The sequence below is a fragment of the Thermus caliditerrae genome (assembly GCF_021462525.1).
Lineage (GTDB): Bacteria > Deinococcota > Deinococci > Deinococcales > Thermaceae > Thermus > Thermus caliditerrae.
The window spans coordinates 127,515-143,836 of record NZ_JAKEDT010000003.1; the positions used below are offsets into that span (position 1 = coordinate 127,515).

The 16,322-nt window shown below is 66.7% G+C and carries 13 protein-coding genes; 4 read left to right on the forward strand and 9 right to left on the reverse strand.

Annotated features, from left to right (window positions below; all coding sequences use genetic code 11):
• The first annotated feature begins 44 nt into the window (after positions 1–44).
• Together L1088_RS03550 and L1088_RS03555 are read left to right on the forward strand one after the other, a co-directional pair.
• A complete protein-coding gene (locus tag L1088_RS03550; protein ID WP_167764500.1) occupies positions 45–1,082 on the forward strand; it encodes a DUF815 domain-containing protein in 1,038 nt (345 codons plus the stop codon).
• A 32-nt stretch (positions 1,083–1,114) separates the two neighbouring features.
• A complete protein-coding gene (locus L1088_RS03555; protein WP_234553744.1) occupies positions 1,115–2,830 on the forward strand; it encodes a GmrSD restriction endonuclease domain-containing protein in 1,716 nt (571 codons plus the stop codon).
• A gap of 14 nt (positions 2,831–2,844) precedes the next feature.
• On the opposite strand, the gene pyrG is transcribed toward L1088_RS03555, so the two are convergent.
• Positions 2,845–4,497 carry a CTP synthase gene (pyrG, locus tag L1088_RS03560; RefSeq protein ID WP_234553745.1) on the reverse strand — a complete coding sequence of 551 codons (1,653 nt, stop codon included), beginning with the start codon at positions 4,495–4,497 and terminating at the stop codon, positions 2,845–2,847.
• Positions 4,498–4,632: 135 nt separating this feature from the next.
• Here pyrG and rplM point away from each other — a divergent pair, with 135 nt between their 5' ends.
• Positions 4,633–5,064, forward strand: coding sequence for a 50S ribosomal protein L13 (gene rplM / locus L1088_RS03565; RefSeq protein ID WP_038047824.1), 432 nt, complete (start codon positions 4,633–4,635; stop codon positions 5,062–5,064).
• Complete coding sequence (gene rpsI / locus L1088_RS03570) at positions 5,064–5,450, forward strand: 30S ribosomal protein S9 (protein WP_234553746.1); 387 nt, start codon at positions 5,064–5,066, stop codon at positions 5,448–5,450. The genes rplM and rpsI overlap by 1 nt, the downstream gene beginning before the upstream one ends.
• 43 nt (positions 5,451–5,493) lie before the next feature.
• Here the strand turns inward: rpsI and L1088_RS03575 are convergent, their stop codons facing one another.
• From L1088_RS03575 to L1088_RS03610, 8 genes are all read right to left on the reverse strand, one after another.
• On the reverse strand, positions 5,494–8,067 hold the full coding sequence (locus tag L1088_RS03575; protein WP_234553747.1) for a UvrD-helicase domain-containing protein: 2,574 nt from the start codon (positions 8,065–8,067) through the stop codon (positions 5,494–5,496).
• Entirely contained in the window at positions 8,064–10,271 is a 2,208-nt protein-coding gene (locus L1088_RS03580; protein WP_234553748.1) for a PD-(D/E)XK nuclease family protein, read from the reverse strand. Before L1088_RS03580 ends, L1088_RS03575 begins: the two co-directional genes overlap by 4 nt.
• 217 nt (positions 10,272–10,488) lie before the next feature.
• Positions 10,489–10,965 carry a hypothetical protein gene (locus L1088_RS03585; protein ID WP_234553749.1) on the reverse strand — a complete coding sequence of 159 codons (477 nt, stop codon included), beginning with the start codon at positions 10,963–10,965 and terminating at the stop codon, positions 10,489–10,491.
• Between the two features lie 98 nt (positions 10,966–11,063).
• Entirely contained in the window at positions 11,064–11,645 is a 582-nt protein-coding gene (locus tag L1088_RS03590; RefSeq protein WP_234553750.1) for a hypothetical protein, read from the reverse strand.
• Positions 11,646–11,668: 23 nt separating this feature from the next.
• On the reverse strand, positions 11,669–12,973 hold the full coding sequence (locus L1088_RS03595; RefSeq protein ID WP_234553751.1) for a sensor histidine kinase: 1,305 nt from the start codon (positions 12,971–12,973) through the stop codon (positions 11,669–11,671).
• Entirely contained in the window at positions 12,948–13,592 is a 645-nt protein-coding gene (locus L1088_RS03600) for a response regulator transcription factor (protein WP_234553752.1), read from the reverse strand. Before L1088_RS03600 ends, L1088_RS03595 begins: the two co-directional genes overlap by 26 nt.
• On the reverse strand, positions 13,589–15,544 hold the full coding sequence (locus tag L1088_RS03605) for a protein kinase domain-containing protein (protein ID WP_234553753.1): 1,956 nt from the start codon (positions 15,542–15,544) through the stop codon (positions 13,589–13,591). Before L1088_RS03605 ends, L1088_RS03600 begins: the two co-directional genes overlap by 4 nt.
• Positions 15,544–16,299 (reverse strand): PP2C family protein-serine/threonine phosphatase, encoded by a 756-nt coding sequence (locus L1088_RS03610; protein WP_234553754.1) that lies wholly within the window; start codon positions 16,297–16,299, stop codon positions 15,544–15,546. The genes L1088_RS03605 and L1088_RS03610 overlap by 1 nt, the downstream gene beginning before the upstream one ends.
• Positions 16,300–16,322 lie beyond the last annotated feature (23 nt).

Consider the following 16,322-nt stretch of genomic DNA (forward strand, 5'->3'; position numbering starts at 1 on the left):
AACCCCGGGGCCTTCCCCGGGGGTCTTCCTTTACCATGGGGCCCATGAAGATTCCTAAGACCCCTTTGGACCTCCTGGACCTGGACCTACCCCGGGGTGAACCTTGGGGCTATGGCTTCGCCCAAAGCCTCCTCAAAGCCCCCTGGGCCTGGCGGGCTTTAAGGCCCACCCCAGGGCTTCTCCAGTTGATGCGGCAGGACCTCGAGGTCCTCTTCCTGGAACTGGAAGAAAGGCGGAAGGAGTACCCTTTAGCCGACCTGGGAGAGCGCCCCCCCCACCCTGCTGAGGAAGGGGCCCTGGCCGCCCTCCTCACCCGCGACCCCGAGGCCCTGGCCCGGGTACTCCAAGCCCACGGACCCTATCCCTTTGCCCTCTACCGGGCCTTCCGCTTCGTTGGCGAGGTGCGCCCCCTGGAACGCTACCGCCTGCCCCAGGAGGACGAACTTCTGGGCTACGAGGAGCAGCTTAAGGCCCTTAGGGCCAATGCCCTCCGTTTCCTCTCGGGAAAACCCGCCCTCCACACCCTCCTCTACGGGGCCCGGGGCACGGGCAAAAGCACTGCCGCCAAGAGTCTTTTGCACCTTAGAGAAGCCCGCATGGTAGAGGTGGAGCCCAATGCCCTAGCCCACCTGGAAAACCTGTTGGAAAAGCTGGCTCTCCTTCCCCATCGTTTCTTCCTCTTCCTGGACGACCTCTCCCTGGATCCTAAAGAGGATTCCTTCCATCACCTGAAGGCCCTCCTAGAGGGAAGCCTGGAAGGCCCCCCGGAGAACGTCCTCCTCCTGGCCACCTCCAACCGCCGCCACCTGGTGCGTCAGACTGGGGAAAACCCCCTACCCGGGGCCGACCCCAGCGCCTGGGACGAGCTTCAGGACACCCTGGCCCTTTCCGAGCGCTTCGGCCTGGTCCTCACCTTCCCCCCCTTTGACAAGGCCCTTTACCTTAAGGTGGTGGCCCACCACCTGGGCCGCTCCCTGACCCCGGAAGAGGAAAGGGAGGCCCTGCGCTTCGCCCTGCAGAAGGGCTTCTCCGGGCGGGTAGCCCGGCAGTTCGCACTTTCTAAGCTGGATTTCGGCTCTTGATACGGTCAGCTTATTTCCGCTAAAATCCAGGTATGCAAACAGGTTCCTTATCTATTCGGCAGCTCTTGCGAAAGGCCAAGGCAAAGCAATTCAAGTTACCTCAGTTTCAGCGAGACTTTGTGTGGAATGAAGCCCAGGTTGCCCTCTTGATCGACTCCATTGCGCGGAATTATCCAATAGGTTCTCTCCTGCTTCTGGAGCCCAGCCCTGACATTCAGCTAAGCACGCGCTCACTCCAAGCTGCTATTACCGAGATGGACCAAAGCATTCCAATCAATGATGCAGGGGTTGCCCCGGAGAATAGCGATGTTCCTGAAGCACAGGAACTTCTGATACTCGACGGACAGCAGCGGTTGACCTCTATCGTCCGAGTCCTTTTGAATGCCAATCCAACGAAAACTTATTGGTTTGACCTGAGAGAAATCTACGAATCATTCCATGAGGAAAGGGCTGACTGGATCAAGCAAACAAAGGGGAAAACTACTGATGCCACCCGCAATGATGGTCGCTGGGTTAGAGCCGATTTAATACTAGAGGGTGAGGAGCAGCAGTACGTTATAAGATACTTCCTTAGCCAAGAAGAAGACAAGGCACTTAGCCAAGAAGAAGACAAGGCAATGCATGCCATCCAAAAAGTACATCGTGTATTTGAAACCATACGAAATTATCAAGTGCCTTACATCCTTCTGGAGGGTCAAGAAGGTGTCGAAGCCATCTGTCGGATTTTTGAAACCATCAACTCCACCGGTACACGCTTGACAACTTTTGACTTAGCCGTCGCCCGTTATTTTCCCCATCCGGATCTCCGTGATTTGTATGAAAAGGCCCGCCATCAGCATCCCGTTTTATCAGAATTCGATGTTGATGGCGAACGGTTGTTGCAAGTAATTGTGCTGCTAGAAAAAGGAAGGGAACCTTCTCGTAGCGAGCAACTTAATCTTACCAAAGACGACATCATCAAGCATTGGGGAGCCGCCGTTAACGCCCTGGTAAGGGCTATCAATTGGGCACGTCGAGAATGTGGACTTGAACCCCAATTTTACGTTGGGGAAAGTCAACTTGTTGCTCTAGCCTCCGTACTCGCCGGGTTATCCGAGAAACAGCAAGAGCATTTTTTAACTCAAAAACACGATCAACTTGTTGAATGGTTTTTCTCAAATATAATGCAGAGTGGATTCCGCGCCACGAATTACAGGATTTTCGTGCATTACCAGAGCTTGCAAATCCTTCGAGAGCACGGGTACATCCCAGAAGAGGACATCCCAACCGTAAAGCTCGATGTAGACACTCTAATTCGCTTGGCAAAAAGCGACAACAGGTATAAAGCCGCTTTGGCCTTGTTACGTCGCTATGTTAAAGAGGACTTTTACTCTGGCGCAACGATATCTTCCGACAATTTCGAAATACATCATTTCTTCCCTCGTTCGTTTGGGGCCAAAAAGTACGTCGATAGTATTGCCAACCTAATACCTGTTACGAAAGACACCAACCGCTTTCTGTCCAATCGCAATCCCTCAGATTATATGAGGGACCTAATAGGAAAGGGCAATTTCCATGTGCTAAATAAGCGTTTAGCCGGTGCACTTCTACCAATACAAATCAATGCAGAAGGCATTGTGGAGCCAAATATTCTATCGGATGACCAATACAACACTTTTGTCCAAGAACGCGGCAAGATGATACTTCAGAAGATACGGGAAATCACTGGAAACCGGTTCGCCGAGACTATCGGCGAAACCGGGGAATAACCCTGAGCTTTAGCTCAGCACTCGCCCATGTACCGAAGGGCCGCCTCCACGAAGCCCGCGAAGGGGGGCGAGGGGCGCATGGGGCGGCTCTTGAACTCGGGGTGGCTCTGGAGGCCCAGGAAGAAGGGGTGGTCTGGAAGCTCGATGGCCTCCACCAACCCCGCCCCCCGGCCCCGCATGCCCGGGGTGGTGGCGGAGATCACCAGCCCGGCTCGCTCCAGCTGGTCTACGTAGAGGGGGTTCACCTCGTAGCGGTGGCGGTGGCGCTCCAGGGCCTCCTCCTTGCCGTAGAGGCGGTGGAGGAGGGTGCCGGGGCGGATGCGCATGGGCCAGTCCCCCAGGCGCATGGTGCCCCCCAGGCCCTCCACCTCCAGCTGCTCGGGCATGAGGTCGATGACCGGGTGGGGGGTGTAGGGGTCAAACTCGGTGGAGTTGGCCCCCTTGAGCCCGGCCACGTTCCGGGCGAACTCGATCACCGCGATCTGCAGGCCCAGGCAGATGCCGAGGTAGGGGATCTTCCGCTCCCGGGCGTACTGGGCCGCCCGCACCTTGCCCTCAATGCCCCGCACCCCGAAGCCCCCGGGCACCAGGATGCCCGCGACGTCGCGGAAGGCCTCGTCCAGGTCCCCCGCCTCCAGGCCCTCGGCGTCCACCCACTTCACCTCCACCCGGGCCCCGTGCCGGATACCCGCATGCTTCAAGGCCTCCAGAAGGGAGAGATAGGCGTCCGGCATCTTCACGTACTTCCCGGCGATGGCGATTTTCACCGTGCGCTCGGGGTGCTTCAGCACCCGCACCGCCTCCTGCCAGAAGGAGAGGTTAGGGAAGACGGCCTCGAGGCCCAAGGCCCTTTCCACCACCCGGCCAAGGCCCTGCTCCTCGAGGAGGAGGGGTATCTCGTAGATGTGCTCCACATTGGGGCTGCTGAACACATGCCCGGGGCGCACGTTGGTGAAGAGGGCCACCTTCTTCCGCACTTCCTCCGGCACCGGCTTCACCGAGCGCAGGACCACGGCGTCGGGCTGGATGCCCACGCCCCTAAGCGTGGCCACGGAGTGCTGGGTGGGCTTGGTCTTGAACTCCTCGCTGGTCTCCAGGTAGGGGACCAGGGTGAGGTGGATGTAGAAGGTGTTCCCCTCCCCCTCGTCAAAGCGGAACTGGCGGATGGCCTCCAAAAAGGGCAGGCTCTCGATGTCCCCCACCGTGCCCCCCACCTCCACCACCACCACCTCCGCCCTCTGCTCCTCGGCCACCTTGCGGATGCGCTCTTTGATCTCGTCGGTGATGTGGGGGATCACCTGCACCGTCTGGGAGAGGTACTCCCCCCGGCGCTCCTTCTGGATGACCGAGAGGTAGACCTGGCCGGTGGTGAGGTTGTTGCCCCGGGAGAGGTCCAGGTCCAAAAAGCGCTCGTAGTGGCCGATATCCAGGTCGGTTTCCGCCCCATCCCCGGTGACGAAGACCTCCCCGTGCTCGTAGGGGCGCATGGTGCCCGCGTCCACGTTCACATAGGGGTCGATCTTGATGGCCGTGACCCGGTAGCCCCGGGCCCGGAGGAGGGCCCCCAGGGAGGAGGTGAGGATGCCCTTCCCCAGGCTGGAAACCACGCCCCCGGTCACAAACACGTACTTTCTCGGCCGTTGCGCGCTCTCGGAAGCCCCGTTCACGGGTCTTCAGCCTACCACATCTGGCGCAAGGGGCCAGGTCTATGGTAAGCTTTCCTTTGGCGTTCTTGCGGGGTCCCCCGATCCCCCGGCAAGAACAGGGCGCGTGCAAGCGCGCCTCCAAGGAGGGCCCTAGTCATGCTTCCCAAGACGTACGTACCCAAGGAGATCGAACCCCGCTGGGTTCTCATTGACGCCGAGGGCAAGACCCTGGGGCGGCTCGCCACCCAGATCGCCACCCTCCTCCGGGGCAAGCACCGCCCCGACTGGACGCCCAACGTGGCCATGGGGGACTTCGTGGTGGTGGTGAACGCCGACAAGATCCGCCTCACGGGCAAGAAGCTCCAGCAGAAGATCTACACCCGCTACAGCGGCTACCAGGGGGGCCTCAAGGAGATCCCTGCGGAGAAGATGCTGGCCACCCACCCCGAGAGGGTGCTGGAGCACGCGGTGAAGGGCATGCTCCCCAAGGGGCCCTTGGGCCGGAGGCTCTTCAAGCGCCTCAAGGTCTACGCGGGTCCCACCCACCCCCACCAGGCCCAGAAGCCGGTGAAGCTGGAGGTCAAGTGATGGAGCAGTACTACGGCACCGGAAGGCGTAAGGAGGCGGTGGCCCGGGTCTTCCTCCGGCCCGGAAGCGGCAAGGTCACCGTGAACGGCGAGGACTTCCAGGATTACTTCCAAGGCATCGTGCGGGCGGTGGCGGCCCTGGAGCCCCTTAGGGCGGTGGATGCCCTGGGGCGCTTTGACGCCTACATCACCGTGCGGGGGGGCGGCAAGAGCGGCCAGGTGGACGCCATCCGGCTGGGAGTAGCCCGGGCCCTCCTCCGCTACAACCCCGACTACCGGGCCAAGCTGAAGCCCCTGGGCTTCCTCACCCGGGACGCCCGCGTGGTGGAGCGCAAGAAGTACGGCAAGCACAAGGCCCGCCGCGCGCCCCAGTACTCCAAGCGCTAAGACCCCCTCTGTACCCCCGAGGGCGTGCCCTCGGGGGGTTTTGCTATGCCAGTTCGGTGAGGGCCTCCCGGAGCTCCTGGGGGGCGAAGGGGTGCACCTTTTGGTGGCGCAGGTACACGAGCCGGGCCTCGGCCTCCACCCCCCAGGCCCGCCGCACCGCCTCCCAGTAGAGGGCCAGCTGGAGGCGGTAGCGCTCGGGGTGGACCTCGCGGTCGGTCTTGTAGTCCTCCAGGTACCAGCGCTCCCCCACCCGGTAGAGGCGGTCCAGCACCCCGTACCAGACGGTGCCGGCAAGGGGCAGGACCAGGGGAAGCTCGGCGTGGTCCTCCTCCCGGGCCTCGAGGGGGGGCAGGGCCTCCCCCAGCATGGCCCGGTGGTTCCGGAGGAGAAGGCGCACCTCCCGCAAAAGGCGCGACCGGTCCTCCCCGGCAAAGGGGAAGGCCACCTCCTGCAGGAGGAGGGCCCCCATGGACGCCTCGTCCTCGGGGTCCAGGTTCCGAGCCAGGGCGTAGTGCACCAGGGTGCCCAGGGCCCGGGCAAACTCCGGGAGGGCCTCGGCCTCGAGGGCCTCGGAGAGGGCCAGGGCCTCCCCCTCCCCCTTGCGGTAGGCGCTGGGGGAGTAGACCGGGGGGAAGGGCCCGGGAAGGATGGGGTGCTCCGCGTAAGGGGCAGGGCGTGGGGGGGCGGGGGGGGACGGGGGTGGGGGCGAAGGGGGAAGGCCTTCCAGGGGGTAGCGGTGCACCAGGGGGTCCCGATCCTGCGGCCCCAGGCCCAAGGCCCTAAGGGCCTCAGCCCAGGGCCCCGGGCGCTCCGAGGCGCTGCCCGTCAGGATCAGGACGTCCCGGGCCCGGGAGAGGGCCACGTAGAGGAGGCGCAGGGACTCCTCCTCCTGGGCCCGGTCCAAGGCCCGCTTCAGGTGTCGGTAGGCGTCCGTACCCTCCAAGGCCACCTCCCCGTCCAAGCCCACCAGGACAGGCTCCGGCCTCCCCCCCTCCCCCCGGGCCAGGTCAAAGACCGCCACCACCGGCCACTCCAGGCCCTTGGCCGCGTGGACGGTGAGGAGGGCTACCCCTTCTCCCCCCTCGGGGAGCTCGGAGGTTTCCGGGTCCTCGGCCCGCACCTTCAACCACTCCAGGAGGGCCTCGAGGTCGGGGAAGCGCTGGGAGGCGGCCAGGAGGAGGAGGGTGTCCAGATTGGCTCGGGCCCTCTGGGAAAGCCGCCTGAGGAAGGCCTCGTCCCGGGCCAGGGCCTTCAAGGCCTCCAAAGGACGCAGGCCCGCAAGCGCCTTGAGCCCATCCAGCCGCGTCTGCACCTCTAAGGGAAGGAGGGGCACAGGGTCTTCCGCCTGCAGGGCCTCCTCCACCTGCCCCAGGTCCAGGCCCAGGAAAGGCCCCCGCAAGAAGGCCAGGAGGGAGAGGCGCTCCTCGGGGCTCGGGGGGCCTTCCAGGAGGGCCAGGCGGAGGGCGTGGTAGACGTCCCGCACCTCGGGGCGGCGGAAAAAGCTTTGCCCCCGCCTTAGGACGTAGGGCACCCCCAGGGCCCGGAAGGCCCTCTCCAGGAAGGGCAGGCTCCTGCGGCTCCGCACCAGGACCGCCATGTCGGAGAAGGCGTAGCCCTGGCCGGAAAGCGCCCGCAGGCGCTCCGCCAGGAGGGCCGCCTCCCCTTCCCGCTTCCGGTCCAAGGGCCCCTCCCCCACCACCCAGTGGACCTCCACCCGGCCCTCCTCCGCCCTCAGGGGCTCCACCGGCACCCGCTCGGACTCGGGAAAGAAATGCCCCACAAAGCGGTTCAGGAAGTGGGCCACCGCCCGGGCGTGGCGCCTAGTTTCCCCCAGGCGTAGGACCTCTTCCGCCTCCCCCAGGGCCTGGCGGAACACCTCCACCCGGGCGTTGCGGAAGAGGTAGATGGACTGCTTGGGGTCCCCCACCGCCACCACCTGGGCACCTGCGGCCTCCAGGGCCTGGAAGAAGCGGCCCTGCAGGGGGTTCACGTCCTGGAACTCGTCCACCAGGAGGTGGGGAAAGCGCTCCACCACCCGCTCCAGCGCCTTGGGGGCTTCCAGCAGGCGCAGGGCCAGGGCCTCGAGGTCGGAAGGCCCCAGGGCCTCCCGGGTGCGGCGGCGGTAGCCCTGAAGGGCCTCCTGGTAGAGGGCAAGGAGCTCTTCCGCCCCAGGCAGGGGCCGGTACGCCTCGGCCAGGGAGCGCTTTTTGTAAAGGGTAAGGAGAAGCTTCTCCAGCGCCGGGTCCAAGTCCTTGAGGTAAAGGAGGCTTCGCGCCTCCTCCAAGAAGAGGGCCTCGGCCAAAAACTCGTCCAAAAGGGCGAAGTCCGGGTCCAAGGAGAGAAGGGGGGCGGCGTGGCGGAGTGCTTCCGCCATGAAGCCGTGGATGGTGGTGAAGACCGCCCCGTACGCCTCCCGCCTGGCCTCCTCCGCCCAGGGGTTTGGGGGGAGGTTGGCCACCTCCTCCTGGATACGCCGCCTAAGCTCCTCCGCCGCCTTACGGGTGAAGGTGACCGCGGCCATGCGCCTGAGGGGCACCCCCCTGCGCAGGAGGGCCAAAAGCTCCTGCACCAGGGCGTGGGTCTTCCCCGTGCCTGCGGAAGCCACGTAGAGCCTCATGCTTCCTCCTTGCGGCAGATGTCCTCCAGGCCGCAGGCCCAGCAGTGGGAGCCGGGCTTGGGGTGGAAGGCGCCCCCTTGCCACTCGGAAAGGGCCACCTCCACCCGAGGCCGGATGGCCTCCAGGGGCCTTAGCCTCTCCCCTTTGCGGAAGGGGCGGTCCCGGTAAGGACGGGGTTCATCCAGCCAGTTCCAGGTCCACAGGTAAACCCCCTCCACCTCGGGGCGCTGCAGGAAAGCCCCCACCGCATACCACTCGCTCCAGCGCTTGCCCGGGGAAAGGTCGGGGTCTTGGCCCGCAGGCAACAAGCGGTAGATGTGGACCACCTTCCCCTCCTCCTCCCGCCGCAGCCCGTCCAGGCGCAGCACAAACCTCTTCCCCGGCCAGCGCACCCAAAAGCTCATGGCCTGCAGGAGGTCCTCGTGGGCCTTGAGCCAGGGGCCCACCTGGGGGTCGGCCAGGAGCCTGTCCCACCCTTCGGGCAGGAGGTGCCAGCCCAAGGCGCCGTCCTCCGCACGGAGGGGGAAGCGCTCCAGATAGGTACGGAAGGGGCACTCCCCGTGGCGGCGGAGGACCTCCAGGTGGGCCGGGGGGGCCTGCGAGGCAGGCAGGGGCGGGGCGAAGGGCTCCTCCGGCAGGGCCTCGAGGCGGCTTGCGGGGGGCAGGGGTGCGGGCCTCGCCCCCCGCTCCAGGGGCTCGTAGGCCCCCGAGGGCCCGGCCTCCGGGTAAAGCAAATACACCTCTTCCCCCCGCGTGGCGAGCTCCTCCAGGAAAAGGGGGTCCAGGCCCCGCAGGCGCCGGGGGAGCCCTTGGAGAAGCCCCCTCTCCCTGAGCTCCTCCAGGAGGAAGTAATCCTCCCCCTCCCCCAGGGTGTAGCGCCCCGCCACCCAGTCCAGCACATAGGCCCGCTCCGCCCGCACCCCCGTGGCCCGCAAAGGGGGAAGGAGGGCCACCCCTCGAGGGGGCTCCGGGGGCAGGGTTTCGTCCAGCAGGAGGCTCCGCCACCAGGCTAGGGGATCCCCCGCATCCGCCCGCAGGGCCAGGCGCAGCCGGGAGAGAAAAGGCTCCTTGACCGCCACCCCAAGCCGCTCCAGCACCGCCTCCCCCCAGGCCAGGAGGTCGGGCCCCGGGGTGCGCAGGGCCAAAAACTCCTGCCACTCCTGAAGAAGGCCTTCCCTTTCCGCCAAAAGCCTCAAGGCCTCCTCCCCTGCAAGCCCCAGCCGCAAGGCCTTTCGCCCCAGGGCGGCAAACCCTAGGGCCAAAAGGTCACGCCCCGTGGGGAAGGGGTTCAAAAGGGCCAGGACCCTCTCTCCCTCTTCGGTGTCGGCCAAGGCCCTTTCCCGGCCGTCGTAGAGGGGCAGGCCGTACTCGTCCCCCAGGAGGAGAAACCCAGGGATGCGGTCCTCCGGGGCCACCACCATCACCGCAAAGGGGTCCAGGCCCTCGCCACCCAAGGCCCTGGGGGCCAGGGCCCGCTTCAGGGCCCTTAGGAGGTGGCGGGCCTCCTCCACGGGGTTGGCCAGGGCCCAAACCTCCTTCCGCACAGGCCTTGGGGGAAGCTCCCGCCAGGGCTCCAAGCCTTCCGGGAGAAGCTCCAGGGTAAGGAGGACGGGCACCTGCTGGGCCAGGCGCCGGAGAAAGCGGAGGTCTAAAGGCCCAAGCTCCCGGTACCCGTCCACCACCACCAGGTCAGGCCGGGGGAAGAGGCGGAGGGGCGCTTTGGTGGCCTGGAAGCGGAAGTCGTCGTAGTCCAGGTGGCCCCGCTTTAGGCGCTCATACGCCAGGTAAACCCGCCTGAGCCGCCCCGCCTCCCCCTCCTTGGGCAAGGCGAAGGGGGAAAGCCCGTGGCGCTTCAGCTCGGCGATAGCCCGGGCGAAGAGCCTGGCCTCCCCCGGGGCCACCCCCCCCTGGAGCTCCCTTAGGGCCTCCCCCACCAGGGCCACCCGCCCCGCCCCCGGCAACGGGGGCCCCAGGCGGCCCGCCTCCGCAAGGACCCGGTAGTATAGGGCCTGGAAGGAGAGGAACTCCAGGCCCAAGGCGGCCCCCCGCCCACCCAGTAGGCGGTACACGTAGGCCCGCTGGTGGGGAAGCCCCACAAAGTAGCCCCGCCCCCGCCGGGAGAGAACCTCCAGGGCCCACTCCAGGGCCAGGGTGGTCTTCCCGGAAGCGGGGGGGCCCAGGACGGGATAGAGGCCGGGCTTCATATGGAGACCATTCTAAAACCGCAAGGGGCGGGGATGGCTTAAGTACCCCGTCGTGGCTTGCGCCACGACGGGGGCCCCAAAGAGACCATGAGCACGCCGCTTTGGTTTTGGCCAATGGGGCAACCTTTGCGTGGGGGTACTTAAGTGCCCCGTCGGGGCCCAAGCCCCGACGGGAACTCCGGAAAAGAGCCGTTCTGGCCCTCCAGGCACTCACCCCTCACGGGGGCGGGGGAACCCCCGGCAAGGGCAAGGGCTCGAGGTCCTCCCCCAGGCGCAAAACCCCCACCACCCTTCCCCGGTGAAGGACAAAGCAGCGGTACTCCCCGCCCGCCGCCACCACCCGCCGGGCCAGAGCCAGCTCCCCCAAAAAGGGCAGGGAGCGCTTTTCCACCAGGCGGCCCCTTAGGGGGCCTGCGTGGGGCATGGGCCGACCCTCCTCTACGGCCAGGAGGAGGAGGGGGCGCTCCCGCCCCAGGAGGACCAGAAGCCTCCCCTCTTCCCAGTAGAGGGCTTGGATGCGCAGGCCCCGCACCACCTCACGGCAACGCAGGCGCACGGCTTCCGCCTCGAGGCTGGCCAAAGGCGGGCGTTGGGGCCAGGACCCCTCCGCCCGGACCAGGCCCGCCAGGGCCAGGAGCCCTAGGCCCAAGAGGAACCCAAGCGGCCCTTTTCCAGGGGAGCGACCTTCGCGCATGGCCCTTGCGCCCCGTTCCTCAGCTCACCGCCCGCATGGAAGCCGCATTTACCCTTCCGCTGGGACCCCCACCCTGGCAAGGCCAGGGTGGGGTGGCGCTAGAAGCCCCGCTCCGCCGAAATCAGGGCCAAAGCCGCCCGCGCCAGGAGGAAGGCCCGGGCGGGTTCCTTGGCCAAGCGGTTCTTGGCTTCTGCCACCAGGTCCTTCACCAGGCTGTCCTGGGCCCGGTAGTAGGCGAGCTCCTTCTCGGCGCGGTCCACCGCCGTCTGGGCCCCTTGGGCCAGCCGGGCCTGGGGGGCTACCGCGCGGGGAGGCTGGCCCACGGGACCCCTCTCCCACCGCCTGTGTCCCCAACCATGGTGCAGGCCCATCCCCATGCGGGGAGCGGCAGGTGCCTTGGCCTGTACCTGGGGCGTCCCCTGGGCTGCCCGGAAGAGGAGGAGGGCCGCCTGAGCCTCGCGAGCCGCCTTGAAGTAGCCTTTGGCCTCGTAGCTCTTCTCCGCCCGGGCCTTAACCTCCTTAGCCCAAGCAAGAAGCTTCTCCTCTCCCGTGGCGTTTTGCGCCACCGCTTGGAGCCGGGCCAAGGCCGCCGAGGCCACCGCCGCCTGCCGGTAGTCAACCCCTTGGGCCAGGGAAAGGCCCGCCAGAAGAAGCATCACGCCCAACAACGCTCTCTGCATACGCTCACCTCCAAGGGGCCAGGCTAGCCCCCCTTCCCAAAAGGCGCACCGGGGGAAACCTTAAGGGAAGCCAAAGGCAGGTAAAGCCCCACCGCCGCCCCGTTCCGGTTGGCCACCGCCGCCCTTCCCCCGTGGGCCCGGGCCACCGCCGCCACCAGGGCCAGGCCCAGGCCTGTGCCCTTACCCCCGTGGACAAAAGGCTCCAGGGCCCGGGGCAGAAGGGCTTCGGGGAAGCCGGGGCCGGCGTCCACCAGCCAAAGCCAGACGCCTTGCCCCTCCTGGCGGAGTTCGGCGTGCACCGGAGGTTTCCCGTGACGGCGGGCGTTCTCCAGGACGTTCTCCACCGCCAGGGCCAAGAGCTCCGGGTCGGCCCAAGCCGTGCCCTCCCCCACCACCGCCACCCCCCGCTCCTCCAGGAAGGCCCTGAGGTCCAGGAGCCTGGGGTGGAGGGGGGTGGCCTCGAGGCGGGAAAGGCGGAGGAGGCCCGAAAGGAGGGCCTCCATGCGCTCCGCCTCCCGCAAGGCCCCTTCCAGGGCCCTGGGCTCGGGAGCCCGCCGCAACACCTCCAAGTACCCTTTGAGGGCGGTGAGGGGGGTGCGGAGCTCGTGGGAGGCGTGGCGGGCGAAGCGGCGGGCGGCCTCCTCCTTCTCCGAAAGCTCCCGCAAAAGCCCCTCCACCTGGCCCAGGCGGCGGTTCAGGGCCTCCACCAGGGGCCGAAGCTCCTTGAGCCCGGGGTCGGGCAGGGGGCTGAGGTCCTCGAGGGGCCGGAGGGCGAGGAGGTGGGCCAGGCGCTCCAGGGGCTTAAGGGCCAGGGAGAGGCCCAAGGCGGAGAGGAGAAAGACCCCAAGGAGCACCCCCCCGCCCCAGGTGGCATAGAGCCCAAGGAGCCGCCGCCCAAGCCCCGAAACCCCTTCCAAAGGCACCGCCAGGCCAAACCCTCCGCCCTCTCGGGGCAAGGCCACGTAAAGGGCCCCCCGCCATACCCCCTGGTAGGCCCGCCCCTCCGCCAAAAGGGCAGGGAGGTCTGGGGGCAAGGGGGGTGGGGGTTCCTCGGTGAAGACCACGCCCCCCTGCCCCACCACGAACCCCGTTCCGCCCCCGAAGACCTGGGCCAGGCGGAAGAGCTCCAGGAGGAGCGCCTCTTCCTCCCTAGGCCCCTCCTCCCTAAGGAGGTAAAGCCGGGTGAAGAGGGCCCGGCGCAGGTCCTCGCTGGCCGCCCGCTCTGCCTCCTTGGCGGAGAGGAGGGCTAAGGGAAGGGTCAGGGCCAAAAGGGCCAGCAAGAGGAGGAGGAAAAGTCTCCCCCTAAGGGAGGAAAAGGCGGTAACCATAGCCGCGCACCGTCTGGATAGGGTTAGGCTCCCCCAGGGCCTTGCGCAGGAGGGAGAGGTGGACCTCTAAGGTGGCGGGCTCCACCTCCTCTCCCCAGACCCTGAGCATCAGGGCCTCCTTGGAAAGCACTTCTTCCGGGGACTCCAAAAAGGCCTTGAGGAGCAAAAAGGTTTTGGGGGAGAGGGCAAGCCGCCTTTCCCCCCGGTAAGCCTCCATGCGCCGGGGATAGAGGCGGAGGTCCTTGTAGGCCAGCACTTCCTCCTTGCGGTGGGCCCGGCGGTACAGGGCCTCGAGGCGGGCCAGGAGCTCGGAGAGGCTGTAAGGCTTCACCAGGTAGTCGTCCGCCCCTTCCTTCAGCCCCTTCACCCGCCACTCCACCGCGTCCAGGGCGGTGAGCATCAGCACCGGCACCTCCGAGCGGGCCCGGATCTCCTTAAGGAGGGCAAACCCGTCCCCCTCCGGCAACAGGACATCCAAGACCACCACCTCCGCCCAGGGGAGGAGCGCTAGGGCTTCCTTGGGGCTCTCCGTGGCCTTGACCTTGTGCCCCTCCAAGGAAAGGCCCAGCTCCAGGGCCTCCCGCACCCCAGGGTCATCCTCCACCACAAGCACCCTCATGCCGGGTTCTTCCAAAGGGCAAGGGCCCGCACCGGGGCGTAGACCTCCAAGGGCGGCAGGGCCTCCCCTGTCTTGAGGTCGATGCGGTGGAGGCGGCTCGAACCCCTGCGGGCGGCATAGAGCACTCCCCTAAAGGGCAAAAGCTCCACCAGGCTCATGCGGTCCTCCCCCTCCAAGAGGGGCAGGGCAAAGGAGGCCAGAAGGGCCCCGGAGAGGTCCACCACCCGCACCTTGGCCGCCTCCACGTCGTAGAGGTAAAGCCTCTCCCCTTCCACCCCCACCCCGCCCAGAAGCCTCAGTTCCTCGCTTTCTTTGGAGCGGCGGAAGGCGTAGCGGGAAAGGTACTGCCCCTCCAAGGAAAGCCGCTGCACCTGGCGGTTGCCGTAGTCCAGGACGAAAAGGAAGCCCCCTCCGGCCACCAGGGCCTTGGGGTCTTGGAAGGTTCCCCGCCCTGGCCCCTGCCCCCCGAAGCGCCCCTGGTACTGCCCCTTCAGGTCCAGGCGGCTTATCGTGGCCGTTTCCCCGTCCAGGACGAAAAGCGCTCCATCCACCGCCGCCAAAGCCAGGGGGAAAAGGAACTCCCCAGGCTTCATGCCGTAAGGCCCGGCGGAGAGGAGAAGCTCCCCCTCAGGGGAGAAGCGGTGAAGGAGCTTGGCCCCGTGCTCAAACACCGAGACCCAGATGCCCCCCTCGCCATCGGCAGCCACCGCCAGGGGAGGAGCAGGAAACTGCCCAGGGGCGGAGCCGATGCCGGAAAGGAGCCTGGCAGCGGTCCCCGTAAGGTCCAGCAAGCGGACCGTCCCCTTCTTGGCCTCCACCCCCAGGAGCAGGTAGTAGGGGTGGGGCAGGCCCCGCTCCTCCTCCCAGGAACCGGAGAGGCCCTCCATCACCTCGTCCAGGCTGGGGCGCTTGGCAGGGTCCTTCTCCAGCATCTTCAGCACCAGATCGGAAAGGGGCTGGGGAATCTCGGGTTTGAGCTGCTTGGGCGGGGTGGGCACCTGGAAGATCTGCTGGTGGATGACGGTCTCGTACCCCCCGGTGAAGGGAGGCTGGCCGGTTAAGGCCTCGTAGAGGACGATGCCCAGGGAGTAGATGTCCGAGCGGTGGTCTAGCTTCTGCCCCTTGGCCTGCTCCGGGCTCATGTAGACCGGGGTGCCGATGCGGGCCCCGGTGATGGTTAGGCGGGTGAGCACCTTCCCGGCGGCGATGCCGAAGTCCATGAGGCGCACCCCCCTGGGGTCCACCCCGTCCTCCCTCAGGGCTCCTTTGAGGACCATGATGTTGCCCGGCTTGATGTCCCGGTGGACGATGCCCTGGGCGTGGATGTGCTTGAGAGCGTCCGCCACCCGGGCCAGGATGGCCGCCGCCTGCTTGATGGAAAGGCGCCGCTCCTCAATGAGCTTGTCCAGCCCTTCCCCTTCCAGAAACTCCATGGCGATGAAGTGCACCCCGTCCACCTGGCCGTGGTCGTACACCTTGACGATGTTGGGGTGGTCCATCTTGGCCAGCACCTCCGCCTCCCGGTGGAAGCGGCGCACGAACCGGGGGTCCCCCACAAAGCGCTCCTGGGGCACCTTGAGAGCTACCAGGCGGCCCGTCTTCCGGTCCTTGGCCTTATAGACGGTGGCCATGCCCCCCACCCCCACCTTCTCCAGGATCTCGTACCGCTGGGAAAGGGCCTCGGCCTCCTCGGTGGTCTTCAGGCGGCCAGAGCGCTTTTCCTGGGTGGGGTGCCTGCGGCGCGGCCGCCGCCTAGGGCCCAGGTAGACCTTGGGCGCCGCCAACACCCCTAGGCCCAGGAGCAACCAAGGCAGGGCCACCTCGCTCCGGGCCCCCGTGGTCCAGGCCGCCCCCGAGAGGAGGGCCAGGAGCAGGAAAAGGGGCCAAGGCGAAAGCCTCGAGGCCAAGGCCGCGGTGAGCAGGACCAAGAGAAAGGCCAAGAGCAGGTGCATCACTCCACCCTCAGGGCCACGGCGGTGACGTTGTCGTCCCCGCCCCGGCGCAGGGCCTCAGCGACAAGGGCCTCGAGGCTCCCCTGCAGGTCCTTGCCCAAGAGCCACTCCTCCTCGGGCACCAGGCCGTAAAGCCCATCGGTCACCAGGAGCACCCCCTCCCCAGGAGCAAGGCGCACCTCCAAAAGGTCAAAGCGGGCCTCGGGAAGGCCTAAGGCCCGGGTGAGGACGTTGCGGTAGGGGTGGCGCTCGGCTTCGGTGGGGGTAAGCACACCCTCCCGCACGCGCTCGGCCACCCAGGAGTGGTCCTCGGTGAGGCGCCTAAGGCCCCTTGGGCCGAAGTGGTAGGCCCGGGAGTCCCCGATGTGCCCCACCACCCCCTCCTTCAGCCAGTCGGCGTAGAGCAAGGCGGTGAGGGTGGTGCCCATCCCCTTCCGGCCCGGCTTCTCCGCCTCCTTCTCCACCCTCCTTTGCGCCAGTTGGAAGGCCTTTTCCATCACCCGGGCAAGGCCCACCGCCGGACGCCCGCTTCTCAGGTGCTCGGCGTAGGTCCTTGCCGCCTCGGAAAGGGCCTCGATGGCCAGCTTGCTGGCCCACTCCCCCGCCTCCATGCCCCCCATGCCGTCGGCCACCGCCAGGAGGAGAAGGTTTCCCTGGGGCACCTCCAGGCGCAGGACCCGGTGGAAATCCTCGTTGTTCTGGCGGCGGCCCACGTGGGACACGGCAGCCACGCTGAAGCGCGGGGCGAGGCGCATCGGCCTCATTGTATAGGATGGAA